Consider the following 26,993-nt stretch of genomic DNA (forward strand, 5'->3'; position numbering starts at 1 on the left):
TATAGCCTTGAACCCGCTATCGTTATGACAGTAGGAAAACTTACCGAGACCCCGTGAATGTTTTACCGATTGCTGTGGTCACAGCCTTGGCAAACCGAGATCACGCGGTCTGTTCCAGCCGCTAATTTTGTCGTTCGGGAATCTTCCATGCGTCTGTGTAATGTGTTTTTTGTAGGCTGCTTGTCGTTGGTCAGCCTGGCGAGTCATGCCGAAACCCTCAATGGTCTTTATCAAGTACTGGAGCCGGTCAGCAGCCAGTCACCGCAAGAACGCGACCAGGCGACCCAGCGCGCCGTACAGACCCTGGTGATCCGCCTCACTGGCGACGCCAAGGCCGCCGAAGGCCCCGGCCTGGCGGCGGTGCGCAAGGACCCGCAACAAATCATCACGCAATACGGCTACGACGCCGGCCCGCCGGAAAGCCTGCAAGTGGATTTCGACCCCGTCAGCACCGATCGCGCCTTGCGTGAGGCCGGCTTGTCGATCTGGGGCAGCAATCGGCCGTCGATCCTGGGTTGGTGGCTGAATGACTCCACCGACGGCAGCAACCTGGTCGGGGATGGCCAGACCGTCGCGCAGGCGCTGCGCCGTGCGGCGCAACATCGCGGCTTGCCGCTGCGCCTGCCGTTGGGGGATTTGGATGAACAGGTGGTCGCCACCGCGCCCAACCTCGAAAGCGCGGACGCCACGCCGTTGCGTGCAGCCTCGGAACGCTACGGCGCCGATGCGATGCTCGCAGTGCATGCGCGCCAGGAAGGCAGCCAATGGCAGGCCAAATGGCGCCTGTGGTTGGGCGACAAGAGCGAGCAGGGCACCGCGCAAGGCGCCGACACCGCCGCCGTGGCCGATGCCGTGATGCTGGCGGTCAGCCAGAAACTGGCGCCGCGCTTTGTGGTCAAGCCGGGCGCGAGCACCGAGCAATTGCTCGAAGTGCAGGGCATGACCCTGGAGCGCTACGCCGCGTTGGGCCACTTGCTCGAGCCGTTTGGCGGCCAGCCGCAGCGCGTGGATGGCAATCGTATTGTGTATCGCGTCAATGGCAGCGCCGATCAGTTGCGTACTCAACTGAGCCTGGCCAGGTTGCAGGAGATTCCTGCGGGTGAAGCACTGGCTGCGCAACCGCCAGTGGACGGCACGCAGCCGGTCGTCGCCCCTGAGCCGCAGGCGCAACTGCGTTTTCGCTGGTAAATGTTCTGCTTTATATAGCAGCCGATAAAAGATGGAGTGGTGTATGGCGGATACGCGTCGTTGGGTGTGGCTTGGCGGGATCGTCCTGCTGTGCGTTTTTGTGTTCTTGCTGCATTCGATCCTGACGCCGTTCCTGGTTGCGCTGTTGCTCGCCTATCTGTTCGATCCCGTGGTGGATCGCCTGGAGAAAGCCGGCCTGTCGCGGACTTTGGGTGTGGTCACGGTGTTTGCGCTGTTTACGCTGATCATCACGGCGTTGGTGCTGGTGCTGGTACCGATGCTGGCCAAGCAGCTGTTCCGTCTGTATGAACTGGCGCCGCAGATGCTCGACTGGCTGCAGCACACGGCGATGCCGTGGGCCCAGGCCAAGCTGGGGCTGGCGGATGGCTTCTGGAAGTTCGACAAGGTCAAGGCTGCGATCAGCGAGCATATGGGCCAGACCACCGACATCGTCGGCGTGGTTCTCAGCCAGGCCACGGCATCCAGCCTGGCGCTGATCGGCTGGTTGACCAATCTGGTGTTGATCCCGGTGGTGGCGTTCTACCTGTTGCGGGACTGGGACATCATGATGGCCAAGATCCGCAGCCTGCTGCCGCGTGACCGTGAAGCGCGCATCGTGTCCCTGGCCGGGGAGTGTCATGAGGTCTTGGGGGCGTTCGTGCGCGGCCAACTGCTGGTGATGCTGGCCCTGGGGATTATCTATGCCGCCGGCTTGATGGCGATCGGCCTGGAGCTGGGCCTGTTGATCGGCTTGATTGCCGGTCTGGCCGCAATCGTGCCGTACATGGGCTTTGTGATCGGTATCGGTGCGGCGTTGGTGGCCGGGCTGTTCCAGTTTGGCGGTGACCTGTACCCGATGCTCGGGATTGTCGCGGTGTTCATGGTCGGCCAGGCCCTCGAAGGCATGGTGCTGACCCCGTTGCTGGTGGGTGATCGCATCGGCCTGCACCCGGTCGCGGTGATCTTTGCGATCCTGGCTGGCGGTGAGTTGTTCGGCTTTACCGGCATCCTGCTCGCGCTGCCGGTGGCGGCGGTGATCATGGTGCTGGTGCGTCATGTCCACGATCTGTACAAGGATTCGGATATGTACGGGGGCGTTGAAGACCCCGATTTGTAATCGCAGTGTCACAAACCCGGCCCAGGCCGGGTTTGTTGTTTCTGGCGCTGTGGCGTCAAACAATTTGCGTAAATCCAACAAGTTAACGCAAACCTTTGATTTTGCTTATGGTCTGCTGCATTGTGCGCCCGGCGTCACGGGTATAAACTTTGCAAACTTTTCACAGAGGCCACTAACGGTTCGATCGGAGCCGTTCAGTCAGCATGAAACCGATTCAGCTGCCCTTAGGTGTGCGTCTGCGTGACGACGCCACCTTTATCAATTACTACCCAGGCGCCAACGCCGCAGCACTCGGCTATGTCGAGCGGCTCTGCGAAGCCGACGCCGGGTGGACTGAAAGCCTGATCTACCTGTGGGGCAAGCAAGGCGTGGGGCGCACCCACCTGTTGCAGGCCGCGTGCCTGCGCTTCGAGCAGATGGGCGAACCGGCGGTTTACCTGCCGTTGGCGGAGTTGATGGACCGCGGGATCGGGATTTTCGACAACCTCGAACAATACGAACTGGTGTGCCTGGATGATCTGCAGGCCGTCGCCGGCAAGGCGGATTGGGAAGAGGCGCTGTTTCATCTGTTCAACCGCCTGCGCGACAGCGGGCGCCGCCTGTTGATCGCGGCTTCGACCTCGCCCCGTGAGTTGCCGGTCAAGCTGGCCGACCTCAAGTCGCGCCTGACCCTGGCGCTGATCTTCCAGATGCGCCCGCTGTCCGACGAGGACAAATTGCGTGCCCTGCAATTGCGTGCATCCCGTCGCGGCCTGCACCTCACCGACGAGGTCGGGCACTTTATCCTCACCCGCGGCACCCGCAGCATGAGCGCATTGTTCGATTTGCTCGAGCAGCTCGATCAGGCCTCTTTGCAGGCCCAGCGCAAGCTGACGATTCCCTTCCTCAAGGAAACCCTCGGCTGGTAGCCGGCCCTTGTATTTCGGGGCTTCGGCAAATTTCAGGCGCCAGGAAACCTGCGTTTTGGCCGGCTTGACCACGCAAAACACGCGCAAAGGGTATTAAGGGCTTAGATGTCATAACGCAAACAGTAAGTCACATGGATCACGATTGAATTTGCAAATCGATGTGATAGAAGGCATAGTCTCGACTTCTTTACACATCAGCCACGGTCGTGCCCATGCTAAATCGCTTCGCACCCCTCGTGCCTCTCGCACTTGTCGCTCTGTTGTTTGGTTGCGCCTCCCACCCTCAACAAGTGGCCGAGCAGCACAATCAACAGTATAAAAATCAGGCAAAATTCGTTGCTGCGCAGTCTTCCACTGTTTATGAGGAAGAGCTGGCAACCGAAAAAGAACTGGCCGCCTTCGCTGGCAACAAGCCTTATCAGCTTCCCGTTCTGGCCGACAGCATCCTCGAACGCGGCATGTCCCTGATCGGGACCCGTTACCGTTTCGGCGGTACCTCTGAAGCCGGTTTTGATTGCAGCGGTTTTATCGGTTACCTGTTTCGTGAAGAAGCTGGCATGAACCTGCCACGCTCCACTCGCGAAATGATCAACGTGAATGCACCGTTGGTCGCGCGTAACAACCTCAAGCCTGGGGATCTGCTTTTCTTCAGTACCAGTGGCCGCGGTCGCGTCAGTCACGCCGGTATCTACCTGGGCGATAACCAGTTTATCCACTCCAGCAGCCGCCGCAGCGGTGGTGTTCGAGTCGACAGCCTGGGCGACAGCTACTGGAGCAAAACCTTCATCGAAGCCAAGCGCGCACTCGCCATGGCCCCGACGACGATTACCGCTAGCAAGTAAAGTTAAAGTGATACTTGAAGTTTGACGTGTAAGCGCTAGAATCTCTGGACATTGTTGTAATCCGTTCGCGCAAGCCATGCTTGCGCGTTCTGGTTTTCAGCGTTCGGCAGCGAAAGCCGCATCCAGACCAGGATTGTTCTGCACATGTCGACCTCGGCCCGCCTGATTCTCATTGTTTGCGCCGCGCTGCTCAGCGCCTGCGCAAGCCGCCCGCAGCCTGCGCCCGTAGCGGCCAAGCCTAAACCAGTGTTCAACTATTCCAGCCAGAGTTCGCCGGTCGCTGAAGACGTGCTGTTCCGCGCGCTGGGCCTGGTCGGTACGCCTTATCGTTGGGGCGGCAATACGCCGGACTCCGGTTTCGATTGCAGCGGGTTGATCGGGTTTGTCTACCGTGATGCTGCGGGCATCTCCCTGCCGCGCACCACGCGCGAACTGATCGTGATGCGCGCCCAGGACGTCAGCGCACAGAACCTGCAAACCGGTGACCTGCTGTTCTTCGCCACGGGTGGCGGCTCGCAGGTCAGCCATGCCGGGATCTATGTCGGCGAAGGGCGCTTTGTGCATGCGCCGCAGACGGGCGGTACGGTGAAGCTGGACACCTTGTCCAAAGCCTACTGGCAGAACGCCTACCTGAGCGCCAAGCGCGTGTTGCCGGCTGAGCACTTGGCCCGCAACCCCTAAGCCAAACCAGGATCCAAATGTGGGAGGGAGCTTGCTCCCGATGAGGGCGTGTCAGTCCATGCATTCAGTGACTGACCCGCCGCTATCGTGGGCAAGTCGAATCGTCGCACCGCCCCTCCCACATTTGTAATAGTTACTTAGCCGCAGAAACCCGCCACACCTTATTCCCCACATCGTCCGCCACCAGCAAGTCGCCCTGCTTGTCGATGACCACGCCAACCGGTCGTCCCATGGCTTGTTCTTCACTGTTGAGGAACCCGGTCAGCACGTCCACTGGCGGCCCCTTCGGCTTGCCGCCCTCGAACGGTACGAAGATCACCTTGTAGCCGCTGTGCGGCTTGCGGTTCCACGAGCCGTGCTGGCCGATAAACGCACCGTTGATAAAGGGCGCCGGGAGTTTGCTGCCCTCGGCGAAGGTCAGGCCCAGCGAGGCGGTATGTGGGCCTACGGCGTAGTCCGGCGCAATGGCTTTGGCCACCAGGTCCGGGTTCTGCGGTGTGACGCGTACATCCACGTGCTGCCCGTAATAGCTGAAGGGCCAGCCATAAAAGGCGCCATCCTGGACCGAGGTGATGTAGTCCGGCACCAGGTCGCTGCCGATCTCGTCGCGCTCGTTCACTGCCGTCCACAGCTTGCCGCTCTGCGGTTCCCAGGCCATGCCGTTCGGGTTGCGCAGGCCGGAGGCGAAGAGACGGTGCTGGCCGCTGGCGCGGTCGACTTCCCAGATCGCCGCGCGGCCTTGTTCCGCTTCCAGGCCGTTCTCGGCGACGTTGCTGTTGGAGCCGACGCTCACATACAACTTGCTGCCGTCCTTGCTGGCCACCACGTTTTTCGTCCAGTGATGGTTGATGCTGCCCGCTGGCAGGTCGATGACCTTGCTGCCGGCGGCCTTGATCGCGGTTTCGCCGGTCTGATAGGGAAAGCGCAACAGCTTGTCCGAATCGGCCACGTACAGGTCATTGCCCACCAGCGTCATGCCGAAGGGCGAGTTGAGGTTTTCCAGGAACACGGTGCGGGTCTCCGCGACCCCGTCATGGTCGGCATCGCGCAGCAGGGTGATGCGATTCGGGCTCGGCACGCCGGCACCGGCGCGGCCCATGACTTTCTGCATCACCCAACCCCGCAGGCCTTTGGCGTCGTCCGGCTTGGGCGGCGCGTTGGTTTCCGCCACCAGCACATCGCCATTGGGCAGTACATACAGCCAGCGCGGGTGGTCCAGGCCTTCGGCGAACGCCGCCACCTGGGTGCCGGCGGCGGCCGTGGGCTGGGTGCCCGCCGGCCAGCCGATGGCCGGGGCGATGTTCACGGTGGGGATCAGGGTCTTGTTCGGCTCCGGCAATTGCGGCGAGGGCCCGGTGCCGTCGGATACCTTCAGGGTCGAGCTTTCGCCGCAGGCGGCGAGGGTGCCCGCGAGCATGATCAGTAAGGCGAGTCTTGTTTTATGCATGGTTTTCTCCTGGATGCCTGTAAGGGTAGAGGCGCCCGATGCGGCGATGGTTCAAGTGCAAGGCCAGCTTTAATTGACGCTCCACCCCCAACCCACTAACCTTCGCCGCTTGTTCCAGGTGCTCTGTGACCCACGGGTCGACTGAGTGAAACAGGGAAGCCGGTGAGTGAGCGCACTTGTACACAGTGCTGCCGCGATTCCGGCGCTGCCCCCGCAACGGTAAATGAGTCAAGACGGTGCTGTTTGCCACTGTATCGCTCGCGATATGGGAAGGCGCGCCGTCGGCGTGCGCTCTAGCGCGCCACTCATGAGCCCGGAGACCGGCCTGGATCATCCAACAGCATCACGGTGGGCGATGCTTGGCTGTCTGTTGTTGTTTTTTCCTGCCCGCCGTTTTTTGTCCAGCCCCAACGGAGAGCTGCCATGACCGATTCCCCCGAGCGTGACGAACGCCATCTGGCGCGCATGCTGCGCAAAAAAGCCGTGATCGATGAACGCATCGCCAATTCCCCGAACGAATGCGGCTTGCTGCTGGTGCTGACCGGCAACGGCAAAGGCAAGAGTAGCTCGGCGTTTGGCATGCTGGCCCGCGCCATGGGCCACGGCATGCAGTGCGGCGTGGTGCAGTTCATCAAGGGGCGCAACAGCACCGGCGAAGAACTGTTCTTCCGCCGTTTCCCCGAGCAAGTGCGTTTCCATGTAATGGGCGAGGGCTTTACCTGGGAAACCCAGGACCGCCAGCGCGACATCGCGGCCGCCGAGGCCGCCTGGGCGGTGTCCCGCCAATTGCTGCAAGACCCGAGCATCGGCCTGGTGGTGCTGGATGAGCTGAACATCGCGCTCAAGCACGGCTACCTCGACCTCGATCAGGTCCTCAGCGACCTGCAGGCCCGCCCGCCGATGCAGCACGTGGTGGTCACCGGCCGTGGCGCCAAGCCTGAACTGATCGAAATGGGCGACACCGTCACCGACAGGGGCATGCTCAAGCATGCGTTCCAGGCCGGTATCAAGGCACAGAAAGGCGTCGAACTTTGAATCAGCCCCGCCATTGCCCGGCTGTCTTGATCGCCGCACCGGCGTCCGGCCAGGGCAAAACCACGGTCACCGCCGCGCTGGCGCGCTTGCACCGCAACCTGGGGCGCAAGGTGCGTGTGTTCAAATGCGGCCCGGACTTCCTCGACCCGATGATCCACGAGCGCGCCAGCGGTGCGCCGGTGTATCAATTGGACATGTGGATGGTGGGCGAGCAGGAAAGTCGCCGCCTACTGTGGGAAGCGGCGGGGGAGGCGGACCTGATCCTGATCGAAGGCGTGATGGGGCTGTTCGACGGCACACCTTCCAGCGCCGACCTGGCGCGGCACTTCGGTGTGCCGGTGCTCGGCGTGATCGATGGCACGGCCATGGCGCAGACCTTCGGCGCCCTGGCCCTCGGCCTGGCACGCTATCAGCCGGACTTGCCGTTCGCCGGCGTGCTGGCCAACCGCGTCGGCACCCTGCGCCATGCACAATTGCTCGAAGGCAGCCTCACCGAAGGCCTGCGCTGGTATGGCGCGCTGTCCCGCGAGACTGCTATCGAATTGCCCAGCCGCCACCTGGGCCTGGTGCAAGCCAGCGAACTGAATGACCTCGACCTGCGCCTGGACGCCGCCGCCCAAGCGTTGGGCAGCAGTTGCGAGGTTGCGTTGCCGCCGCCGGTCACCTTTGCCGCACCGCCGGTAACCCGCACCGAACCGTTGCTGGCTGGCGTGCGGATCGCCGTCGCGCGTGACGAAGCCTTCGCCTTCACTTACGGTGCCAGCCTCGATCTGCTGCGGGCGATGGGCGCCGAGTTGAGCTTCTTCTCGCCGATCCATGATCGCCAATTGCCAGACGCCGACAGCCTCTATCTGCCCGGTGGTTACCCGGAATTGCATCACCAGGCACTGTCGGAAAACACCGCGATGCTGGAGGCGATCCGTGCCCATCACGCTGCCGGCAAACCGCTGCTCGCCGAGTGTGGCGGCATGCTCTATCTGCTGGATTCGCTCACCGATGTCGACGGCCTCCGCGCCGGACTGGTCGGCCTGCTGCAGGGCGCTGCGGTGATGCAAAAGAAGCTCGCGGCGCTGGCTCTGCAAAGCGTCGAATTGCCCGAGGGCGTGTTGCGTGGGCACACCTATCACCACTCGCTGACCAGCACCGACTGGGTGCCCATTGCCCGTGGCGTGAGCCCCAATGGCGGGCGCGGGGCCGAGGCGGTGTATCGACAGGGGCGGCTGACCGCTTCCTACGTTCACTTCTACTTCCCCTCCAACCCCCGGGCCGTGGCCGCGCTGTTTGCGCCTGAGCGAGTCGCACCGCACGCTGCGCCACAGCACGAATCCACGGTGGGAGCGGGCTTGCCCGCGATAGGCTCATGACCGACAACGCTTTCCCCCAGGCCGAGCGCGACGCCGTCTACCGTGCCATCGCCGAACGCCGCGACATGCGTCACTTCAGCGGCGGTGACGTGGCTCCCGAACTGCTGCAGCGCTTGCTCCAGGCCGCACACCAGGCGCCGAGCGTCGGCTTGATGCAGCCGTGGCGTTTTATCCGCATCAGCGATCGCCCATTGCGTGGGCGGATTCAACAGTTGGTGGAGGAAGAACGCATACGCACCGCCGAGGCCTTGGGCGAGCGTTCCGATACGTTCATGAAACTCAAGGTCGAAGGCATCCACGACTGCGCCGAAGTGCTGGTGGCGGCGCTGATGGATGAGCGCGAGCGACATATCTTCGGCCGGCGTACCTTGCCGGAAATGGACATGGCCTCGCTGTCCTGCGCGATCCAGAATCTGTGGCTGGCCGCGCGGGTCGAAGGCCTGGGCATGGGCTGGGTGTCGCTGTTCGAACCGCAGGCCCTGGCCGACCTGCTGGGCTTGCCGCCCGGCGCGAAACCCTTGGCGGTGTTGTGCCTGGGGCCGGTCGAAGCGTTCTATCCGGCACCGATGTTGCAGCTCGAAGGCTGGGCCGAACCGCGCCCGCTGAGTGACATGTTGTATGAAAATACCTGGGGAGTGCGTCAATGAGTGTGGCCTTGCTGTGTGTCGCTGCGGTGGCGCTGGATGCGCTGCTGGGCGAACCCAGGCGCTGGCATCCGCTGGTGGCGTTCGGCAACTTCGCCGCGCGCATCGAGCAGCGTTTCAACAGCGGTGGCCGTGGCTGGCGTAGCCACGGCGTGACCGCCTGGTTTATTGCGGTGGTGCCGTTGACGCTGTTGGCCACCGCGTTGTCGTGGGCGCCTTACATCGGCTGGGTGCTGGAGATCCTCGCGTTGTACTGTGCCCTCGGCATGCGCAGTCTCGGCGAGCACGTGATCCCGGTGGCCCAGGCCCTGCGCCGCGATGACCTGGACGAAGCCCGGCGGCGCGTGAGTTACCTGGTGAGTCGCCAGACCAGTGAACTGGATCGCACTGAAGTCGCTCGTGCCGCCACCGAATCGGTGCTGGAAAACGGCAGCGACGCGGTGTTTGCCGCACTGTTCTGGTTTGTCGTCGCGGGTGTGCCGGGCGTGGTGCTGTACCGCTTGAGCAACACCCTCGACGCCATGTGGGGCTATCGCAACGAACGCTTCGAGCGTTTCGGATGGGCGGCGGCCAGGATCGACGATGTACTGAACTATATTCCGGCACGCCTGGTGGCGTTGACCTACGCCGTACTCGGTAAAACCAGGCTGGCCATCAAATGCTGGCGCCGTCAGGGCCCGACCTGGGACAGCCCCAACGCCGGCCCGGTGATGGCGGCGGGGGCAGGTGCCTTGGGCGTCGAGTTGGGCGGTGCCGCGATCTATCACGGTGAGCTGCACCAGCGTCCGCCACTGGGCGAAGGCCCGGCGGCGGATGCGGACGCCATCGACCGCGGCTGGCAACTGGTGCAGCGCGGCGTATGGTTGTGGCTGCTGATCCTATGCGTCGGGGGGCAATTGTATGCTTGAGCACGGTGGCCGGCTGCGTAAGGCGGCGATTGAATATGGGATTGCCGAGGCCGAATGGCTCGACCTGTCCAGCGGCCTGGCGCCCTGGCCGTGGCCGGTCCCCGAGATTCCGTTGCGCGCCTGGGCGCGTCTACCGGAAACCGACGACGGTCTGGAGCAAGCCGCCAGCGAATACTACGGCACCGCGCATTTATTGCCGGTGCCGGGTTCCCAGGCGGCGATCCAACTGCTACCGCGCTTGCGCCGGGGCGGCAAGGTCGGTGTGCTGTCACCTTGCTATGCCGAGCACGCCGAGGCCTGGCGTCGCGCCGGCTACGTGGTGCGCGAAGTGCAGGAGCAGGAGGTCGACTTCTTTCTCGACAGCCTGGATGTGCTGGTGGTGGTCAACCCGAATAACCCCACGGGCCTGAGCCTGACCCCGCAACGGCTGCTCGACTGGCATGCGCGGCTGGCCCAGCGCGGCGGTTGGCTGGTGGTGGACGAAGCGTTCATGGACGTCACGCCGCACCTGAGCCTGGCCGGCCAGGCCCATCAGGTCGGCCTGATCGTGCTGCGTTCGTTCGGCAAGTTCTTCGGCCTGGCCGGTGTGCGCCTGGGGTTTGTGCTGGCGGAGCGCAAGTTGCTCAAACTGTTGGCCGAACAGGTCGGGCCGTGGGCGGTCAGCGGGCCGACGCGGGTGATCGGCCAAGCGTGTCTGCGCGATACCGCCGGGCACACCCGGCAACGCAACCGTTGCCTGGAAGCCGGCCAGCGCTTGTTCGATTTGCTCGAGCGCCAAGGCTTCCAACCCCAGGGCGGCTGCGCCCTGTTTCAATGGCTGATCACCCCTCACGCCGAACGCATGCACAACTTCATGGCCCAGCGCGGCATTCTGCTGCGCCTGTTTGTTCACGACAGCAGCCTGCGTTTCGGCCTGCCCGACACCGACGCCGATTGGCAGCGCCTGGAACAGGCCCTGATCGCCTACAAGGACGCGGTATGAGTACGCTGATGGTGCAAGGCACGACGTCCGATGCCGGTAAAAGCACCCTGGTCACCGCCTTGTGCCGCTGGCTGGTGCGCCAGGGCGTGGCGGTGGTGCCGTTCAAGCCGCAGAACATGGCGCTCAACAGCGCGGTGACGGCCGAAGGCGGCGAAATCGGCCGCGCCCAGGCGGTGCAGGCGCAGGCCGCCAACCTGGCGCCGCACACCGACATGAACCCGGTGCTGCTCAAACCCAACAGCGACACCGGTGCCCAAGTGATCATCCATGGCCGCGCCGTGACCAGCATGAACGCAGTGGCCTATCACGACTACAAAGCCATCGCGATGCAGGCGGTGCTGGCGTCCCACACGCGTTTGAGCGACGCCTACCCGGTGGTGATGGTGGAAGGCGCAGGCTCCCCGGCGGAGATCAACCTGCGCGCCAATGACATCGCCAACATGGGCTTCGCCGAGGCCGTGGATTGCCCGGTGCTGCTGATCGCCGACATCAATCGCGGCGGCGTGTTCGCGCATCTGGTGGGCACCCTTGAATTGCTTTCGCCGACCGAACAGGCGCGGGTCAAAGGCTTCATCATCAACCGTTTTCGCGGCGATATCGCCTTGTTGCAGCCAGGGCTGGATTGGCTGGAAGCGCGCACCGGCAAACCGGTGGTCGGCGTATTGCCCTACGTGATGGACCTGCACCTGGAGGCCGAAGACGGCATCGACCAGCGTCAGATCGACAAGGCGGCCGAGGTGCTCAAGGTGGTCGTGCCGGTGTTGCCGCGCATCAGCAACCACACCGACTTTGACCCGCTGCGCCTGCATCCCCAGGTGGACTTGCAGTTCGTCGGCCCGGGCCAGCCGATTCCCGCCGCCGACCTGATTATTCTGCCGGGCTCGAAAAGCGTGCGCAGTGACCTCGCGTACCTGCGCGCCAATGGCTGGGACACCGCGGTGGCGCGGCACTTGCGCTACGGCGGCAAGGTGCTGGGAATTTGCGGCGGGTTGCAGATGCTCGGCGAGCAGGTGCATGACCCGCTCGGGCTCGAGGGGCCGGCCGGCTCCAGTGACGGTCTGGGGCTGCTGGCGTTCAGTACGACGCTGGCGCAAGAGAAGCAGTTGCGCAATGTGCGTGGGCGCCTGTTGCTGGAGGACGCCGAGGTCAGTGGGTATGAGATCCATGCGGGCGTGACGTCCGGCGCGGCTCTGGAACGTCCTGCTGTGCATCTGGACGATGGCCGACATGACGGCGCCCAGAGCGCCGACGGGCAAATCCTCGGGACTTATCTGCACGGTGTGTTCGAAACCCCGGCCGCGTGCAGCGCCTTGTTGCGCTGGGCCGGTGTGCAGGCGGTGCAGGAGGTCGATTACCACGCCCTGCGCGAGCGCGACATCGAACGGTTGGCCGACCTGGTGGAACAGCATCTGGATACCGCGCTGTTGCGCAGGTTGTGTGGGATTTGAGGGCTTGCCTGAGACACCGAGGTGTCTGCATCGCTGGCCCGCCAGCTCCCACCGTTGACCGAGCCCGGCTCGAATACCGAGGTGCCATCCCATGCTCCAACTGATTCTCGGCGGCGCCCGTTCCGGCAAGAGCCGCCTGGCGGAAAAGCTCGCCAGCGACAGCGCGTTGCCCGTCATTTATATCGCCACCAGCCAACCGCTGGACGGCGAGATGAACCAGCGTGTCGCCCTGCATCGCCAGCGCCGCCCGGATCACTGGGGCCTGATCGAAGAACCGATCGAACTGGCACGGGTGCTGCGCGAAAACGCCGCGCCCGAGCGCTGCCTGCTGGTGGATTGCCTCACGCTCTGGCTGACCAACCTGCTGCTGCTCGATAACCCCGAGCGCCTGGCTTTTGAGCGTGACCAATTGCTCGAAAGCCTGGCCTCATTGCCAGGTGAAATCCTGTTTGTCAGCAACGAGACCGGTTTGGGTGTCGTGCCGCTGGGTGAATTGACTCGCCGCTATGTGGATGAAGCCGGTTGGCTGCATCAAGCCTTGGCCGAACGGTGTCAGCGCGTTGTCCTGACCATTGCCGGCCTGCCCCTGACTTTGAAAGGTACTGCGTTATGACGGAAACCTGGTGGCTCAACCCGTGCAAGGCCAGCGACGCTTCGGCGTATCAGCATGCCTTGGCGCGCCAACAGCAATTGACCAAGCCGGCCGGCTCCCTCGGTCGCCTGGAAGCGTTGGCGGTGCAGTTGGCCGGCCTGCAAGGCCGGGTCAAACCGGCGATGGAGCAGGTGTGGATCGCCATCTTTGCCGGCGACCACGGCGTGGTGGCCGAAGGTGTGTCGGCGTATCCCCAGGCAGTCACCGGGCAGATGCTGCATAACTTTGTCGCCGGCGGTGCGGCCATCAGCGTATTGGCGCAGCAACTGGCGGCGCAGTTGGAAGTGATCGACCTCGGCACGGTGACGCCGTCGCTGAACCTGCCCGGCGTGCGTCACCTGAATATCGCAGCGGGCACCGCCAACTTCGTCAACGGCCCGGCGATGACCGAGGCGCAAGGGCGGCTGGCGCTGCTGGCCGGTCGCGACAGCGCGCGCCGTGCGTTGGCGAGCGGCGCGCAGCTGTTTATCGGCGGCGAGATGGGGATCGGCAACACCACCGCCGCCAGCGCGTTGGCGTGTGCCTTGCTTGATTGCCCGGTGAGTGATTTGACCGGGCCGGGTACCGGCTTGGATGCCCAAGGTGTCAGCCACAAAGTCGCTGTCATCGAACGCGCACTGGCGGTGCATGCCGCACAACGCGGTGATGCGCTGCACACCCTGTTCAACCTCGGCGGGTTGGAGATCGCGGCGTTGGTCGGTGCCTATCTGGCCTGCGCCCAGGACGGCATCGTGGTGCTGGTGGACGGCTTTATCTGCAGCGTCGCCGCGTTGGTCGCCACGCGGCTGAACCCGGCGTGCCGGGAGTGGCTGGTGTTCGGCCATCGCGGCGCCGAGCCTGGCCATCGCCACGTGCTGCACTGCCTCGACGCGCAACCGTTGCTCGAACTCGGCCTGCGGCTCGGCGAAGGCAGCGGCGCGGCGTTGGCGGTGCCGCTGCTGCGCCTGGCCTGCGCGCTGCACGGGCAGATGGCGACATTCGCCGAAGCCGCCGTGGCGGACCGCCCGGCATGACCTTGCACCTGGACCTGTTGCGCCACGGCGAAACCGAGTTGGGCGGTGGCCTGCGCGGCAGCCTTGACGATGCGCTCACTGAAAACGGCTGGGCGCAGATGCGCGCTGCGGTGGCCGGACAGGGCCCATGGGACCGATTGATCAGTTCGCCGCTGCAACGGTGTGCGCGGTTCGCGCAAGAACTGGGCGCAACACTCAACGTGCCGGTGAGCCTGGAAAAGGCCCTGCAGGAATTGCACTTCGGCGCCTGGGAAGGGCAGAGCGCGGCGGCGTTGATGGAGACCGACGCCGACGGGCTGGGCGCGTTCTGGGCCGACCCCTATAGCTTCACGCCACCTGACGGCGAACGTGTCAGCGACTTTTCCGATCGGGTTCTCGGCGCGGTCTCACGCTTGCATCAGGCTTATGCCGGACAGCGTGTGTTGTTGATCAGCCACGGTGGCGTGATGCGTCTGCTGCTGGCCCGGGCGCGCGGTTTGCCCCGAGCGCAGCTGCTGAATGTCGAAGTCGCCCATGGCGCACTGTTCGGCCTGCAGGTTGCGGCCGACGGCGCGTTGAAGGAAGGGCGCTGAACATGCTGCCGTTCTGGATCGCCCTGCAGTTCCTGAGCAGCCTGCCGATTCGTCTGCCGGGCATGCCGCAACCGCAGGAACTGGGGCGCTCACTGCTGTTTTATCCGCTGGTGGGCCTGTTGTTCGGCCTGCTGTTGTGGGGCCTGAACCTCGCGTTGGCGGGCGCGCCGTTGTTGCTGCACGCCGCGTTGTTACTGACGGCCTGGGTGTTGCTCAGCGGCGGCTTGCACCTGGACGGGCTGGCGGACAGCGCCGACGCCTGGCTCGGTGGGTTCGGCGATCGCGAACGCACCCTGACCATCATGAAGGACCCGCGCAGCGGGCCGATCGCCGTGGTCACCCTCGGCCTGGTATTGCTGCTCAAGTTCACCGCCTTGGTGGCGCTGATCGAGCAGCACAACGGCGCGGCACTGATCCTCGCGCCGCTGATCGGGCGTGCGTCGATGCTCGCGCTGTTTCTCACCACGCGCTATGTGCGTGCCGGAGGATTGGGCCAGGCATTGTCGGATCACTTACCAAGGATTGTCGGCCAGCAGGTGCTGATCCTCAGCGGCCTGGCCTGCCTGCTGATCGGTGGTTTCAGCGGTGGGATCGCGGTCCTGCTCGCGGCGCTGTGTTTTATCGGCTTGCGTCAGTTGATGGTCAGGCGTCTCGGCGGCACCACCGGGGACACCGCTGGCGCCCTGCTGGAGCTGCTGGAAGTGGCGGTTGTGGTCGGATTGGCGCTGTAACACTTGCTTGCATTTCCTTAATCGCGGGTATATACACGTTCCATGCTTGCCTCCCAATGTTTATGCACCAACCTGCGACGTGCCGCCCGTGGCGTCAGCAGGCATTACGACGGCGCTCTCGACGGCTTCGGGATCAACGTCGCCCAGTATTCTCTGCTGTGCAATTTGCAGCGTCTCGATCAACCGAGCATTTCCAGCCTGGCCGACGCCATGGGCCTGGATCGCAGTACCTTGGGGCGCAACCTGCGCGTGCTGGAAGGCGAAGGCCTGGTGCGGTTGGTCGAAGGCGACGATCTGCGCAACCGCCTGGTGCTGTTGACCGAAGCCGGTGCAGAACGACTGGCTGCAGCGTTGCCAGCGTGGGAAGCGGCGCAGCAGAAATTGATTGATCGGCTGGGCGCGGAAAAACGCGAAACCCTGTTGGCCTTGCTGGATGAACTTGCCTGAGCGCGGGTTTGTCCGACTACAAGCGGGTATATACCCGTAAATGGAGAATAAGAAATGACCTCGATGTGGCGCACCAGTGGCTGGATTCTTGTGGGAAGTGCGCTGATCCTGGCGTTGTCGCTGGGTGTACGGCATGGCTTCGGTCTGTTCCTGGCACCGATGAGCGCCGAATTCGGCTGGGGCCGTGAGACGTTTGCCTTCGCTATCGCCCTGCAGAACCTGATCTGGGGCCTGGCGCAGCCGTTCACCGGCGCCCTGGCCGACCGTTTTGGGGCGAGCAAGGCCGTGCTGGTTGGCGGGGTGTTGTACGCCGTCGGCCTGGTATTGATGGGCATGTCCGACTCGGCCTGGTCACTGTCGTTGAGCGCCGGTTTGTTGATTGGTATCGGCCTGTCCGGCACTTCATTCTCGGTGATCCTGGGTGTGGTCGGCCGTGCGGTGCCGCCAGAAAAACGCAGCATCGCCATGGGCATTGCCAGCGCCGCCGGTTCTTTCGGCCAGTTCGCCATGGTGCCGGGCACCCTGGGTTTGATCAGTTGGTTGGGCTGGTCGGCGGCGCTGCTGGCGTTGGGCTTGATGGTGGCGCTGATTCTGCCGCTGGTGAGCATGCTCAAGGATCGGCCGCTGCCTGTGATGGCTGGCCAGCAAACCTTGCGTGAAGCACTGAAGGAGGCCTGTTCTCACTCCGGGTTCTGGTTGCTGGCGTTCGGTTTTTTCGTCTGCGGTTTCCAAGTGGTGTTTATCGGCGTGCATCTGCCGGCCTACCTGGTCGATCAGCATTTGCCGGCGACTACCGGCACCACCGTATTGGCCTTGATTGGCCTGTTTAATATCGCCGGCACCTACACCGCCGGCTGGCTTGGCGGGCGCATGTCCAAGCCGCGCCTGCTGACCGCTTTGTATCTGTTGCGCGCGGTGGTGATCGTGCTGTTCCTGTGGGCGCCGGTGACTGAAGTCACGGCCTACCTGTTCGGTATGGCGATGGGCTTCCTTTGGCTGTCCACGGTGCCGCTGACCAACGGCACGGTCGCCACGCTGTTTGGTGTGCGAAACCTCTCGATGCTCGGTGGGATCGTGTTCCTGTTCCACCAGCTCGGTTCGTTCCTCGGTGGCTGGTTGGGCGGGGTGGTCTATGATCGAACCGGCAACTACGATTTGATCTGGCAAGTGGCGATTCTCTTGAGCCTGCTCGCCGCCGCCCTGAACTGGCCGGTGCGCGAGCGGCCGGTGGCGCGGTTGCAGACGCAGATGGAGGCGGCATGAGTTCCAATGGGTATTGGTTCGTTGGGGCAGCGGCGGCAACGCTGCTGCTGCTTCTGGCGTGGTGGGGCTGGCAGCGCGGTGGGCTGGCGTTGATGCAACTGGGTATGTCGATCTGTTAAGTTCGTGGTCTGACTATTTTGAAGGACACACGACATGCAGATGCGCTGGCTTGCAGTACCCGTCCTGATGGCTGCTTTTAGCGGTGCGGCGATGGCCGCCGGTTGCCCGCCGTTGCTGGAGGGGCAGTTGCCCAAGTTGCGCGCCAAGGAATCCATCGACCTGTGCCAACGCTTTGCCGGCAAGCCTTTGGTGATCGTCAATACCGCCAGCTTCTGCGGCTTTGCGCCGCAATTCAAAGGCCTTGAGGCTCTGTACCAGCGCTATAAGGACCAGGGGCTGGAAGTGATTGGTGTGCCGTCCGATGACTTCAAGCAGGAAGCCAAGACCGGCGAGGAAACCGCCAAGGTCTGCTACGTGAATTATGGCGTCACCTTCACCATGACCGAGCCGCAGGCGGTCAAGGGGCCGGACGCAGTGCATCTGTTCAAGGTGCTGGCGCAGCAGAGCAGCGCGCCGAAGTGGAATTTCTACAAGTACGTGGTGGATCGCCAGGGCAAGGTGATTGCCAATTTTTCCAGCCTGACCAAGCCGGACAGCCCGGACTTGCTCAAGGCGGTAGAGGCAGCGTTGGCGTCGAAACCCTGATCGTTACCCATTGAAAAGCCCCGCCTCCTTTACCGGAGAGCGGGGCTTTTTATGCGCGAGCAGGTCAGAACTTGTAAGTCACGCCCAGGCCGAAACCGTTGGCGCTGTTTTCGTATTTGGAGCTGTAGGAACCCAGCGCGTTGGATTTGTTGACTTTGACCGACTCTTCCTTGAGGTAGGAGTAAGCCAGGTCAACGGTCATGTTATCCATCACTGCGTAACCCATACCGACACTGAAGATGGTCCGGTCACCGGTAGGAATGCGCGGCGAACGATCGGTGTTGTTGGTTGGCGACTGGTCGAAGGACAGGCCGGTACGCAGTACCACCTGCTTGGTGAGCTGATACGAGGTACCCAAGGCGTAAGCCCAGGTGTCGTGCCAGTTCTGCGGTTCAGTGATAGTGCCGACAAGCGCAGGTGCCAGTGCGCCTCCGTTAGTCGCTGTCACACCTTCGTTTTTGATGATGATGTCTTTCAAGCGACTCCAACGAGTCCAGGTCGCACCCGCATACAGTTTCCAGGCGTCGTTGAGGTCTTGAGTCACCGACAGGTCCCAGGATTCAGGCGTGTCGACTTTCAATGAGGCGTCGTAGCGGTTATTGGCCAGCACTCCCGATGGAACCGTGGACGCTTTGGTGACGTCGGTGTGGCCTTCGAGTTTGTACTTCACTTTCGAGTGATAGGTCAGGCCGACGCGAGTGGTATCGGTGGCTTGAACCAGGATACCGGCGTTAAAGCCCAGGGCGGTGTCGTCGCCTTTGACTTTGACTTTGTTGTCGCCTGGCATCCCCAGGCCAGCCAGGCTCGGCCGCGATTCCAGGGTGCCGTCGATACGGTTGATGGTCGGACCAAAACCGATGGACACGCGATCATTGAACGCGTAGCTGACAGTCGGTTGGAAGGTGATGACCGATACTTCGCTCTTGTTGCCAAACCCGCGACCCTGGAAACCACTTTCGTAGTCGGTTTTCAGGCCGAACGGTGCATAAACACCGAAGCCGATAGACCATTGATCGTTGAGTTTGTTGGTGTAGAAGCCGAAAGGCACGCCAGTGAAAGGCACCATGTCGCCTTTGTTGGTCCCGCTGGAACGGCCGCCGGCATCTTTGATATCGGTGGAGGCATCGATCACCGCGAAACCGCCGGTAATTTGTTGGCCTTCCAGGCGAGCCATACCGGCTGGGTTACCGTAGACAGTGCTTGCGTTTTCGGCAGTAGAAGAGCGTCCTGCGAAGCCAGTACCCATCCCGGCGACGTCTTGTTCGTTAAGGGCAAAGCCACTTGCGAAGACGTAGGAAGAGGCCATGGCAACGGCGAGGCTAAGTGTGGTCTTGAGCATTACTTTTTTCATTATTAGAACTCCGTGTGATCACCGCAGCGGAAAGTATCAACAAATTACATATCGCGCTATAGGCTGTAACACAGGAGATAGAGCTGTTTTGTAGGACAATCCTACCAAAATCGCCGCATTTTGCCGGATTTTGTAAATTGCCCGATCAGCAGGTCACCTGATTCATGGATGAAACACAGGTTTTCCAGGCGTGGGTGAAATCGCGAAGACGGCCTTGAGGGTGGAATATTTCTTTCCAGATACGCGCCATGGCCAATACGTCACCCGGTTCGGGCAAGGCGGGGCGCTGTTGTTCCACCAGTAACCAGGCGATGGCGGTGGCATAACGCAGGTTGACGGTCAACTCAAGCTGGGGCGCGCCAAGGAAGGCGTGCTGGCTGGCCAGGCCGCGTACCAGGCTGGCGCGTTCGGGGTCCAGCGCCAGGTAGGTGTCCCATAGGGCGCGGTGACGCTGGTCGGAGATGCTGTAGAGGCCGTGGCCGCGACGGTCGTGCAAGGCGGAGCCAAGTTCCGACTGGCTGGCGGCAATGCCCAGCAGCAGGGATTCAGCGGTCTGGTTGTGGCGCCCGAGGTAAACAAGCGTCGGCCTGATCACATAACGACACAATTCGCTGGCAGCGATACCCATACTCGCCTCTATCCGTGAAAGTGGTCGACGAAGCCTGAGCGGGTGGGGGCTTGGCAGCGGTGGATCGGATCTCAGGCCCGTCGGAAGCGGATCATGCCGCTTGAGTTGAAGTGTAGTGTCATATTCGTGGTGTAAAGGACTGTTTTAAAAACATCTTCTTTATTCAGTTATAACGTTTATATCTATTCGTGCTGAGTGCAAATATTCAAAACCTGAATACCGGGCAATAAAAAACCCTGCTTTTTAAACAGGGTTTTTGGGTTTCGGCGACTTCGGTCGATCAGGCAATCAGTGCCTGACGGGTACGCTCGATCACGGCCTGCAGCGGCTCTGCGCTGGAGTATTGATCGGGGTACAGGCGTTCGCTGTGACGAGCGATACCGTGTTCGTTGACCAGGGTGAAGCTGAAGCAGCCTTTGCGAGCGGCCATGATCAGGCAGTTCATTGGTGCAAAAGCGTTGGTGAGGGCGCGAATGGCGTCCTGAGTATGGATTTGAGTGGACATATTATGGGTGTTCCTACAAATGACACGGTTAAGAACCGCGCAACGTTAAAACGTTCCAGTGACGTCGATCACTATTGATCGAACGAAGAACCCGACTGGAACAAAGCAGCCAGTTTGAAGCGCTAATAGTTTAGGCGCGCTTGGGCTGGCAGGTAGGTACTTAGGAGGGCAGGCAACACAACAGGGGCTAAGGTTCTGGGCCCGGGGTGAAGATCCTGATCAATTGGCAGGTTGGTTCGGTCAGAGTATTGAGACTTCGCGACACCCTTTGCTTGTTCAAAGGCTGTGTCGTCGCAAGTGATACCTGGAAACCATCAAGGTGGTCGATCCCGTGTTGTTCAGGGGAGTTGTTCGACCAGAATTGACTTTCAGCTTGGTACTAACGCCGCGGATAGTAACGGATCGAAACGGGGAATGGAAGCGTATCGGTAAAAAAACTTCAGTCAGCCCTCCAGCATCCCGTGATACACCAGCACCGTGACCGCTGCCGCCAGCGAGCAGCCCAGCGCATACGCGGCCAGGGTCAGGCGCAGGGACTGGCCGGTCTCGATCATTTTCAAGACGTCGCCCATGTCATTGATCCGGCCCTCGCCCAACTCGATGCACAGGCTGGCGGCGGTGAACGCGGCGGAGAGCAGGATCGCGATCGCAAACAATGCGCCGTCCGGTGAAGGCAGAGCGGCGTTGATTCCCAGGGAGGTCGCGCAAATGGCCAGCAGCAACACGGTGAATAACAGAATTCCTTTCATCGACCCGTACATGGTTGCGTTGTAGGTGCGGCAGTGTGGCGACCCGCATTGAATTTGAAAAGTCCCTGCCTGGCCGTGCCGGTAACATGTTCAAGCCGTGTCGGATCAAAAAACCGTGGCGATATAACCGGAGGAAAGGGACTTGTACACATTGTTCACGGTATGTGTCACCGTTCTGTCAAGTGTTTCCATCTGGCCCCATTTGCCTGTAATGAAAATTTAAGTCAATGAAAAATATCGCTTTTTTTTATTGGTGAAAAAATCGTCAGTTTGACTGCGGCCCCCATTCCATGGGGCTTTGCGCGAGTTAAAGGTGGGTTGTCCACTGAGTTATCCACAGCTTCTGTGGATTGTCCCGAGCGCTTGCTCTAGCACGGGCGTGCAGGGTTTTTTCGGCTTTACCTGTACGAAAAAAAGAGTAGAGTGGCGCGCCTTCCGTTCTGTCCCGCAGTGCTTTATGAAGTTTCGCTCAGTATCATCTTCTGTTACCGACACCCCTCCGGTTGTTACCCCACCCAAACGTTTCTCCTTGAAAGTGGCCTTGTGGTTGCTCGACAGCCCGCGTCTCGGTCACAGCACCAACATCAAACATTTTGCCGGGCGCTTGCTCAAACAGCCGGCCCGTGATGGCGTGGTCGCAGCGCAAAGCCGACGCGGCCAATTGATGTGCCGCGAATGCGACAATGCCCGCGACCGCCGCATCGGTCACGAACTGCTGCGCCTGGCTGCCCGTGCCGGTGACCGCCGCGCCCAGCGTGAATTGGGCCAGGTCGAAGACTGAGCTGTCCTCAACCCCCTTGCTTGGTTAACCTTGCTCTTTTTCGGTGATGGCAGACATGGCTATGGCTTTTGACTGGACCAGTATTGCCCTGGGACTTGCTGGCGCGGCAGTGCCGTTATTGGCCGTGTGCTGGCAGCTCCAGCGCCGTCTGGCCGCGCGCATGGCTGGCTGGGAATTGCTTGAAGAGCGCCTGACCACCGCGCAACTGGCCCAGGAAGGGTTGGCGGCCCAACTGGACGCCAGCCGTGACGAAATCAGCGACCTCAGCCAGGCCAACGCCGCCAAGCAGGCAGACCTGGCCGCCGTGCGTCGCGAAGTCGAATTGCTGCAGATCGATCGCGACAATGCCCGCGACGCCGCCCACGCCTGGAACCTCGACCGTAGCGCCAAGGAAGCCGAACTGCGTCGCCTTGACGCGTTGTCGGCGGCCTTGCGTGCGGAGCTGCGCGAGCAACAGGACAGCCATCAGCAACGCCTCGCCGACCTGCAGGGCTCGCGGGACGAATTGCGGGCGCAGTTCGCCGAACTGGCCGGGAAGATTTTCGACGAGCGCGAACAGCGCTTCGCCGAAACCAGTCAGGAGCGCCTCGGACAGTTGCTCGATCCCTTGAAAGAACGCATCCAGTCCTTCGAAAAGCGTGTCGAAGAAAGCTATCAGAATGAAGCCCGCGAGCGCTTTTCCCTGGGCAAGGAGCTTGAACGCCTGCAGCAACTGAACCTGCGTCTGTCGGACGAAGCCACGAATTTGACCCGTGCGCTGAAAGGCCAGAAGACCCAGGGCAACTGGGGTGAACTGATCCTTGAGCGCGTGCTGGAACACGCCGGCCTGGAGAAGGGCCGCGAGTACCAGACCCAGGTCAGCCTGAAAGGTCCGGACGGTGAGCGCTTCCAGCCGGACGTGCTGATCATGTTGCCCGGTGACAAGCAGGTGGTGGTGGACTCCAAGGTCAGCCTGACGGCCTATCAGCAGTACGTGGCGGCGGACGACGAGGTGATCGGCCAGGCGGCGCTCAAACAGCATGTGCTGTCTCTGCGCAATCACGTCAAAGGCTTGGCCGGTAAGGACTACAAACGCCTGGAGGGCTTGCACAGCCTGGATTTCGTGTTGTTGTTCGTGCCGATTGAAGCCGCTTTTTCGGCGGCCTTGCAGGCTGAGCCCAACCTGTTTCAAGAAGCCTTCGACCGTCATATCGTCATCGTCAGCCCCACCACCTTGCTCGCCACCCTGCGGGTCATCGACAGCCTGTGGAAGCAGGAACGCCAGAGCCAGAACGCCCGGGAAATCGCTGAGCGCGCCGGCTGGCTGTACGACAAGTTCGTGCTGTTTATCCAGGACCTGGATGAAGTGGGTAACCGTCTGCAGCAATTGGATAAGGCTTACAGCGCAGCGCGGAATAAGCTGACAGATGGTCGCGGTAATCTGGTCAGCCGCACCGAACAGTTAAGGTTGCTCGGCGCCCGCGCCAGCAAAAGCTTGCCCGCCGACCTGCTGGAGCGGGCAATGACCGACTCCGACGGGGTGGCGCACCTGCCCGAATAGGTGGCTGATCAAAGGGGCAGATGCCGGCTGAGCAAGGCGCGCAACGCCGCCGGCTTCACCGGTTTGGCCAGATAATCCAGCCCCGCCGCATGCACTTGCGCCACCATCTCCGGACGACCGTCGGCGCTGATGACCACGCCGGGAATCGGCTCCGCCAACTGTGTGCGTAGCCAGCCCATCAACTCCGTGCCGGTTTCGCCATGGTCCAGGTGGTAATCCACCAGCGCCAGTTGTGGGCGCACGCCGTCGGCCAGCAGCGCCGCGCACTGTGCCTGGTCGGTGGCGGTCCATACTTCGCAGCCCCAGCGCGTCAGCAGGCTGCGCATGCCTATCAGGATGCTTTCTTCGTTATCCACACACAGCACCCGCGCGCCGCTCAGGGGCAGACCGGTTTCCTGCGCGGTCTTGATCGGTATGCTGGTCTGGTTGCGAGCCAGCGGCACGCGCACGCTGAATACGCTGCCCTTGCCCGGCCATGAGCGCACGCTCAGGCGATGGTCCAATACGCGACACAGGCCATCGGCAATCGCCAAGCCCAGGCCGAGGCCCTTTTCGGCGCGGGTCTGGTGGCTGTCCAGGCGTTTGAATTCCTCGAAAATCACCTTCTGTTTATCCAGCGGAATGCCGGGGCCGCGATCCCAGACCTCCAGGCTCAACTCGCCCTGGTGTCGGCGTACACCCAGCAGCACTGGGCCGTCGGCATAGCGGAACGCGTTCGTCAGAAAGTTCTGCAAAATCCGGCGCAGCAACTTGATGTCACTGTCCACGCGCAAATGACTGCCGCGCAAGCGGAAGCGCAGGCCTTGTTCCTGGGCGAGGGCCTTGAATTCGGCGCCGAGGGTGTCGAACAGTTCGTTGAGCACGAACGGCTGGCGTTGCGGGTTGATCTTGCCGTTTTCCAGGCGCGAGATGTCCAGCAGGTCGCTGATCAGGTCTTCGGCGGAACGTAGCGAGCTGTCGAGGTGTTGCACCAGTTGCCGGGCTTCGTTCGACAGGCCGTCGTTCTGGTGGGAGAGGGCGGCGGAGAACAGGCGTGCGGCGTTCAGCGGTTGCATCAGGTCATGGCTGACCGCTGCGAGAAAGCGTGTCTTCGATTGGTTCGCGGACTCGGCCACGCCCTTGGCATCGGTGAGCGCCACGTTGAGCTGCGACAGCTCGTGTGTCCGCTCGGTGACCCGTCGTTCCAAGCCCTCGTTCGCCTCGGTCAGTGCGTGTTCGGCCTCGCGGAACGCGGTGATGTCGGTGAAGCTCATGACGAAACCGCCGCCGGGCATCGGGTTGCCGATCAGTTCAATCACCCGTCCATTCGGGAACAGGCGTTCGGAGGTGTGCGCGCGGCCTTGGCGCATCCAGTGCAGGCGTCGCGCCACATGCACTTCGGCTTCGCCCGGTCCGCACAAGCCGCGCTCGGCGTTATAGCGAATGATGTCGGCAATCGGCCGGCCGACGCTGATCAATCCCTCGGGGTAGTTGAACAGCTCCAGGTAACGGCGGTTCCACGCCACCAGCTTGAGGGACTGATCCACCACGCTGATGCCCTGGGTGATGTTTTCGATGGCGCCTTGTAGCAGGGCTCGATTGAATTGCAGCACTTCGGAGGCTTCGTCGGCGATCCGTACTACGTCCTCCAGCAGCATGTCCCGACCTTCAATCGCGGCCTTTACGACTGCGCGAGTCGAGGAGGCGCCGAGTACACCCGCCAGCAGGCGTTCGGTATGCGCGATCCAATCGTTATCGGCATTCTGGTTGGGGTTGAAGCCTTTGCCCTGGCGATAGGCGAAGCGGATAAAACTCTGCTGCGCGCGTTCTTCGCCGACAAAGCGCGCGGCCAGGCTCAGCAGGTCGCTGATCTGGACCGACAACATGGAGCGAGTGCTGGCGCGTTGGCTGGTTTCCTGGCCGATGAAGCGCCCGGCCTGCCAGTGTTCGGACACCCGGGTACGCGAAAGCATCGAAACCCAGACGAACAGTGTGAAGTTGCCCGCCAGGGAGAACACGGTGCCCAGGGTCAGCGACGTGAGGGGCAAGCCGAGCGGGTGGGAATGCAACCAGGTCAGACCGGGGAAAAGGCTGAGCGACCAGCCCAGGCTTTTCGCGGTAACCGGTAGTACCAAGGTGTAGAACCACAGGAACGTGCCTGCCGCCAAGCCGGCAAACACGCCGCGTCGATTCGCCGGTTTCCAATACAGCGCGCCGAGCATGGCAGGTGCCAGTTGGGTCACCGCGGCGAAGGCAATCTGGCCGATCGTCGCCAGGCTCGCGCTGGAGCCGAGCAATCGGTAGCTGACATACGCCAGCAGCAGGATGAGCACAATGCTGACGCGGCGTACCGAGAGCATCCAGTGGCGGAATACTTCAAACGGCCGTTCTGCGCTGGAGCGGCGCAACAGCCAAGGCAGCAGCATGTCGTTGGACACCATGGTCGACAACGCGATGCTCGCCACAATCACCATGCCGGTGGCGGCTGACGCGCCGCCAATGAACGCCAGCAGGGCGAGGATCGGATGGGCCTCAGCCAAGGGCAGGCTGATCACGTAGGAATCGGGTAGCACCGAGCCGGGCAAGAGCATTTTGCCGCCGAGGGCGATCGGTACGACAAACAGCGCGGCGAGGATCAGGTACGCAGGGAAAACCCATTTGGCCAGGCGCAAATCCTGGGGGTCGATGTTTTCCACGACGGTGACGTGAAACTGCCGGGGCAGGCAGATGATCGCCATCATCGCGACGCCGGTCTGTACCACCATCGTTGGCCAGTTGACGGTTTCGTTCCAGTATTCCTCCAGGCGTGGTGCCAACATCGCCTGGCTGAATAAATCGTCGAAACCGTCGTAGAGGCCGTAGGTCACAAACACGCCGACTGCGAGAAACGCGAACAGCTTGACCAGCGACTCGAAGGCAATCGCCAGCACCATGCCGCGGTGGTGTTCGGTGGCGTCGAGGTTGCGCGTACCGAAGACAATGGTGAACAGCGCCAGCACCAGCGATACGATCAGCGCCGTGTCCTGGGCGCGGGTGCCGGTGGTATCCGCGCCGGCGCCGATCAGCAGGTTCACCCCGAGTACGATGCCCTTCAGTTGCAGGGCGATGTAAGGCAACACGCCGACCATGCAGATCAGCGCGACCACCACCGCCAACGACTGGGATTTGCCGTAGCGTGCGGCGATAAAGTCAGCGATGGAGGTGATGTTTTCCTGCTTGCTGATCAGAATCATCTTTTGCAGGACCCAGGGGGCGAATACCAGTAACAGCACCGGTCCCAGGTAGATAGGTATAAACGCCCACAGTTGTTCGGCCGCCTGGCCTACGGCGCCGAAGAAGGTCCAGCTGGTGCAATAAACGGCCAGCGACAGGCTGTACACCCAGGCACGCATGCGCGGCGGCAACGGCGCATGGCGGCGGTCACCGTAAAAGGCGATGGAAAACATAATGGCCATATAGGCCAAGGCAACGGCGGCGATCAGCCCGCTGGACAGCGTCATGGTAACTCCGGAC

The 26,993-nt window shown here is 62.2% G+C and carries 27 protein-coding genes and 1 riboswitch; of the genes, 21 read left to right on the forward strand and 6 right to left on the reverse strand.

The genetic code is table 11. From position 1 onward, the window contains the following. Window positions 1-147: 147 nt before the first annotated feature. The 5 genes from INT12_RS03730 to INT12_RS03750 all read left to right on the forward strand — a co-directional run bounded on the left by INT12_RS03730 (window position 148) and on the right by INT12_RS03750 (window position 4,736). Window positions 148-1,188 (forward strand): DUF2066 domain-containing protein, encoded by a 1,041-nt coding sequence (locus INT12_RS03730; RefSeq protein ID WP_102618094.1) that lies wholly within the window; start codon window positions 148-150, stop codon window positions 1,186-1,188. A 43-nt stretch (window positions 1,189-1,231) separates the two neighbouring features. Further along, a complete protein-coding gene (locus tag INT12_RS03735) occupies window positions 1,232-2,305 on the forward strand; it encodes an AI-2E family transporter (protein WP_046488315.1) in 1,074 nt (357 codons plus the stop codon). Between the two features lie 203 nt (window positions 2,306-2,508). Further along, entirely contained in the window at window positions 2,509-3,213 is a 705-nt protein-coding gene (hda, locus tag INT12_RS03740; protein ID WP_017845321.1) for a DnaA regulatory inactivator Hda, read from the forward strand. Between the two features lie 212 nt (window positions 3,214-3,425). Beyond that, complete coding sequence (locus tag INT12_RS03745; RefSeq protein WP_046382483.1) at window positions 3,426-4,055, forward strand: C40 family peptidase; 630 nt, start codon at window positions 3,426-3,428, stop codon at window positions 4,053-4,055. A 144-nt stretch (window positions 4,056-4,199) separates the two neighbouring features. Beyond that, entirely contained in the window at window positions 4,200-4,736 is a 537-nt protein-coding gene (locus tag INT12_RS03750; RefSeq protein ID WP_017845323.1) for a C40 family peptidase, read from the forward strand. Between the two features lie 133 nt (window positions 4,737-4,869). Here the strand turns inward: INT12_RS03750 and INT12_RS03755 are convergent, their stop codons facing one another. Continuing rightward, complete coding sequence (locus tag INT12_RS03755) at window positions 4,870-6,183, reverse strand: PQQ-dependent sugar dehydrogenase (RefSeq protein ID WP_102618095.1); 1,314 nt, start codon at window positions 6,181-6,183, stop codon at window positions 4,870-4,872. A gap of 99 nt (window positions 6,184-6,282) precedes the next feature. After that, a riboswitch (cobalamin riboswitch) is annotated at window positions 6,283-6,527 on the forward strand. A 79-nt stretch (window positions 6,528-6,606) separates the two neighbouring features. Here INT12_RS03755 and cobO point away from each other — a divergent pair. The 14 genes from cobO to INT12_RS03820 all read left to right on the forward strand — a co-directional run bounded on the left by cobO (window position 6,607) and on the right by INT12_RS03820 (window position 17,947). Continuing rightward, window positions 6,607-7,218 (forward strand): cob(I)yrinic acid a,c-diamide adenosyltransferase, encoded by a 612-nt coding sequence (cobO, locus tag INT12_RS03760; protein ID WP_193058763.1) that lies wholly within the window; start codon window positions 6,607-6,609, stop codon window positions 7,216-7,218. Next, window positions 7,215-8,582: a cobyrinate a,c-diamide synthase gene (locus INT12_RS03765; protein WP_017845326.1), complete on the forward strand. Its 1,368-nt coding sequence runs from the start codon at window positions 7,215-7,217 to the stop codon at window positions 8,580-8,582. The genes cobO and INT12_RS03765 overlap by 4 nt, the downstream gene beginning before the upstream one ends. Next, window positions 8,579-9,229: a 5,6-dimethylbenzimidazole synthase gene (gene bluB / locus INT12_RS03770; protein ID WP_046382487.1), complete on the forward strand. Its 651-nt coding sequence runs from the start codon at window positions 8,579-8,581 to the stop codon at window positions 9,227-9,229. The genes INT12_RS03765 and bluB overlap by 4 nt, the downstream gene beginning before the upstream one ends. Beyond that, window positions 9,226-10,134 carry an adenosylcobinamide-phosphate synthase CbiB gene (gene cbiB, locus INT12_RS03775; RefSeq protein ID WP_046382488.1) on the forward strand — a complete coding sequence of 303 codons (909 nt, stop codon included), beginning with the start codon at window positions 9,226-9,228 and terminating at the stop codon, window positions 10,132-10,134. The genes bluB and cbiB overlap by 4 nt, the downstream gene beginning before the upstream one ends. Further along, on the forward strand, window positions 10,127-11,116 hold the full coding sequence (cobD, locus tag INT12_RS03780) for a threonine-phosphate decarboxylase CobD (RefSeq protein ID WP_017845329.1): 990 nt from the start codon (window positions 10,127-10,129) through the stop codon (window positions 11,114-11,116). The genes cbiB and cobD overlap by 8 nt, the downstream gene beginning before the upstream one ends. After that, window positions 11,113-12,564 (forward strand): cobyric acid synthase, encoded by a 1,452-nt coding sequence (locus INT12_RS03785; protein ID WP_141123264.1) that lies wholly within the window; start codon window positions 11,113-11,115, stop codon window positions 12,562-12,564. Before cobD ends, INT12_RS03785 begins: the two co-directional genes overlap by 4 nt. Before the next feature lie 91 nt (window positions 12,565-12,655). Then, window positions 12,656-13,177: a bifunctional adenosylcobinamide kinase/adenosylcobinamide-phosphate guanylyltransferase gene (cobU, locus tag INT12_RS03790; RefSeq protein ID WP_193040616.1), complete on the forward strand. Its 522-nt coding sequence runs from the start codon at window positions 12,656-12,658 to the stop codon at window positions 13,175-13,177. Continuing rightward, a complete protein-coding gene (gene cobT, locus INT12_RS03795) occupies window positions 13,174-14,229 on the forward strand; it encodes a nicotinate-nucleotide--dimethylbenzimidazole phosphoribosyltransferase (protein ID WP_104902698.1) in 1,056 nt (351 codons plus the stop codon). Before cobU ends, cobT begins: the two co-directional genes overlap by 4 nt. Then, window positions 14,226-14,801: an alpha-ribazole phosphatase family protein gene (cobC, locus tag INT12_RS03800; protein ID WP_193040615.1), complete on the forward strand. Its 576-nt coding sequence runs from the start codon at window positions 14,226-14,228 to the stop codon at window positions 14,799-14,801. The genes cobT and cobC overlap by 4 nt, the downstream gene beginning before the upstream one ends. 2 nt (window positions 14,802-14,803) lie before the next feature. Next, complete coding sequence (locus INT12_RS03805; RefSeq protein WP_017845334.1) at window positions 14,804-15,532, forward strand: adenosylcobinamide-GDP ribazoletransferase; 729 nt, start codon at window positions 14,804-14,806, stop codon at window positions 15,530-15,532. Between the two features lie 42 nt (window positions 15,533-15,574). Next, the gene (locus tag INT12_RS03810) at window positions 15,575-15,979 is read left to right on the forward strand and encodes a MarR family winged helix-turn-helix transcriptional regulator (protein ID WP_017845335.1); all 405 of its coding nucleotides are present in this window, start codon (window positions 15,575-15,577) and stop codon (window positions 15,977-15,979) included. Between the two features lie 63 nt (window positions 15,980-16,042). Further along, window positions 16,043-17,242, forward strand: a complete 1,200-nt coding sequence (locus INT12_RS03815; protein WP_162231515.1) for an MFS transporter — start codon at window positions 16,043-16,045, stop codon at window positions 17,240-17,242. After that, on the forward strand, window positions 17,239-17,361 hold the full coding sequence (locus INT12_RS31615) for a hypothetical protein (protein ID WP_017845337.1): 123 nt from the start codon (window positions 17,239-17,241) through the stop codon (window positions 17,359-17,361). Before INT12_RS03815 ends, INT12_RS31615 begins: the two co-directional genes overlap by 4 nt. A 34-nt stretch (window positions 17,362-17,395) precedes the next feature. Then, the gene (locus INT12_RS03820; RefSeq protein WP_046488295.1) at window positions 17,396-17,947 is read left to right on the forward strand and encodes a glutathione peroxidase; all 552 of its coding nucleotides are present in this window, start codon (window positions 17,396-17,398) and stop codon (window positions 17,945-17,947) included. Window positions 17,948-18,011: 64 nt separating this feature from the next. Here the strand turns inward: INT12_RS03820 and INT12_RS03825 are convergent, their stop codons facing one another. The 4 genes from INT12_RS03825 to INT12_RS03840 form a co-directional block, all read right to left on the reverse strand. Then, window positions 18,012-19,298 carry an OmpP1/FadL family transporter gene (locus INT12_RS03825; protein ID WP_193040614.1) on the reverse strand — a complete coding sequence of 429 codons (1,287 nt, stop codon included), beginning with the start codon at window positions 19,296-19,298 and terminating at the stop codon, window positions 18,012-18,014. 145 nt (window positions 19,299-19,443) lie between these two features. Continuing rightward, window positions 19,444-19,926: a hypothetical protein gene (locus INT12_RS03830; RefSeq protein WP_017845340.1), complete on the reverse strand. Its 483-nt coding sequence runs from the start codon at window positions 19,924-19,926 to the stop codon at window positions 19,444-19,446. Window positions 19,927-20,206: 280 nt separating this feature from the next. Beyond that, complete coding sequence (locus tag INT12_RS03835) at window positions 20,207-20,431, reverse strand: hypothetical protein (protein WP_017845341.1); 225 nt, start codon at window positions 20,429-20,431, stop codon at window positions 20,207-20,209. 443 nt (window positions 20,432-20,874) lie between these two features. Further along, window positions 20,875-21,180 carry a hypothetical protein gene (locus tag INT12_RS03840; protein WP_102618102.1) on the reverse strand — a complete coding sequence of 102 codons (306 nt, stop codon included), beginning with the start codon at window positions 21,178-21,180 and terminating at the stop codon, window positions 20,875-20,877. A gap of 457 nt (window positions 21,181-21,637) precedes the next feature. Here INT12_RS03840 and INT12_RS03845 point away from each other — a divergent pair, with 457 nt between their 5' ends. After that, a complete protein-coding gene (locus INT12_RS03845) occupies window positions 21,638-21,961 on the forward strand; it encodes a sel1 repeat family protein (protein ID WP_193058764.1) in 324 nt (107 codons plus the stop codon). A gap of 175 nt (window positions 21,962-22,136) precedes the next feature. Continuing rightward, on the forward strand, window positions 22,137-23,501 hold the full coding sequence (rmuC, locus tag INT12_RS03850; protein ID WP_164887036.1) for a DNA recombination protein RmuC: 1,365 nt from the start codon (window positions 22,137-22,139) through the stop codon (window positions 23,499-23,501). A gap of 8 nt (window positions 23,502-23,509) precedes the next feature. On the opposite strand, the gene INT12_RS03855 is transcribed toward rmuC, so the two are convergent. After that, on the reverse strand, window positions 23,510-26,980 hold the full coding sequence (locus tag INT12_RS03855) for a PAS domain-containing hybrid sensor histidine kinase/response regulator (RefSeq protein ID WP_193058765.1): 3,471 nt from the start codon (window positions 26,978-26,980) through the stop codon (window positions 23,510-23,512). Window positions 26,981-26,993 lie beyond the last annotated feature (13 nt).

This window comes from Pseudomonas sp. K8, assembly GCF_014889455.1.
Taxonomy (GTDB): Bacteria; Pseudomonadota; Gammaproteobacteria; order Pseudomonadales; family Pseudomonadaceae; genus Aquipseudomonas; species Aquipseudomonas veronii.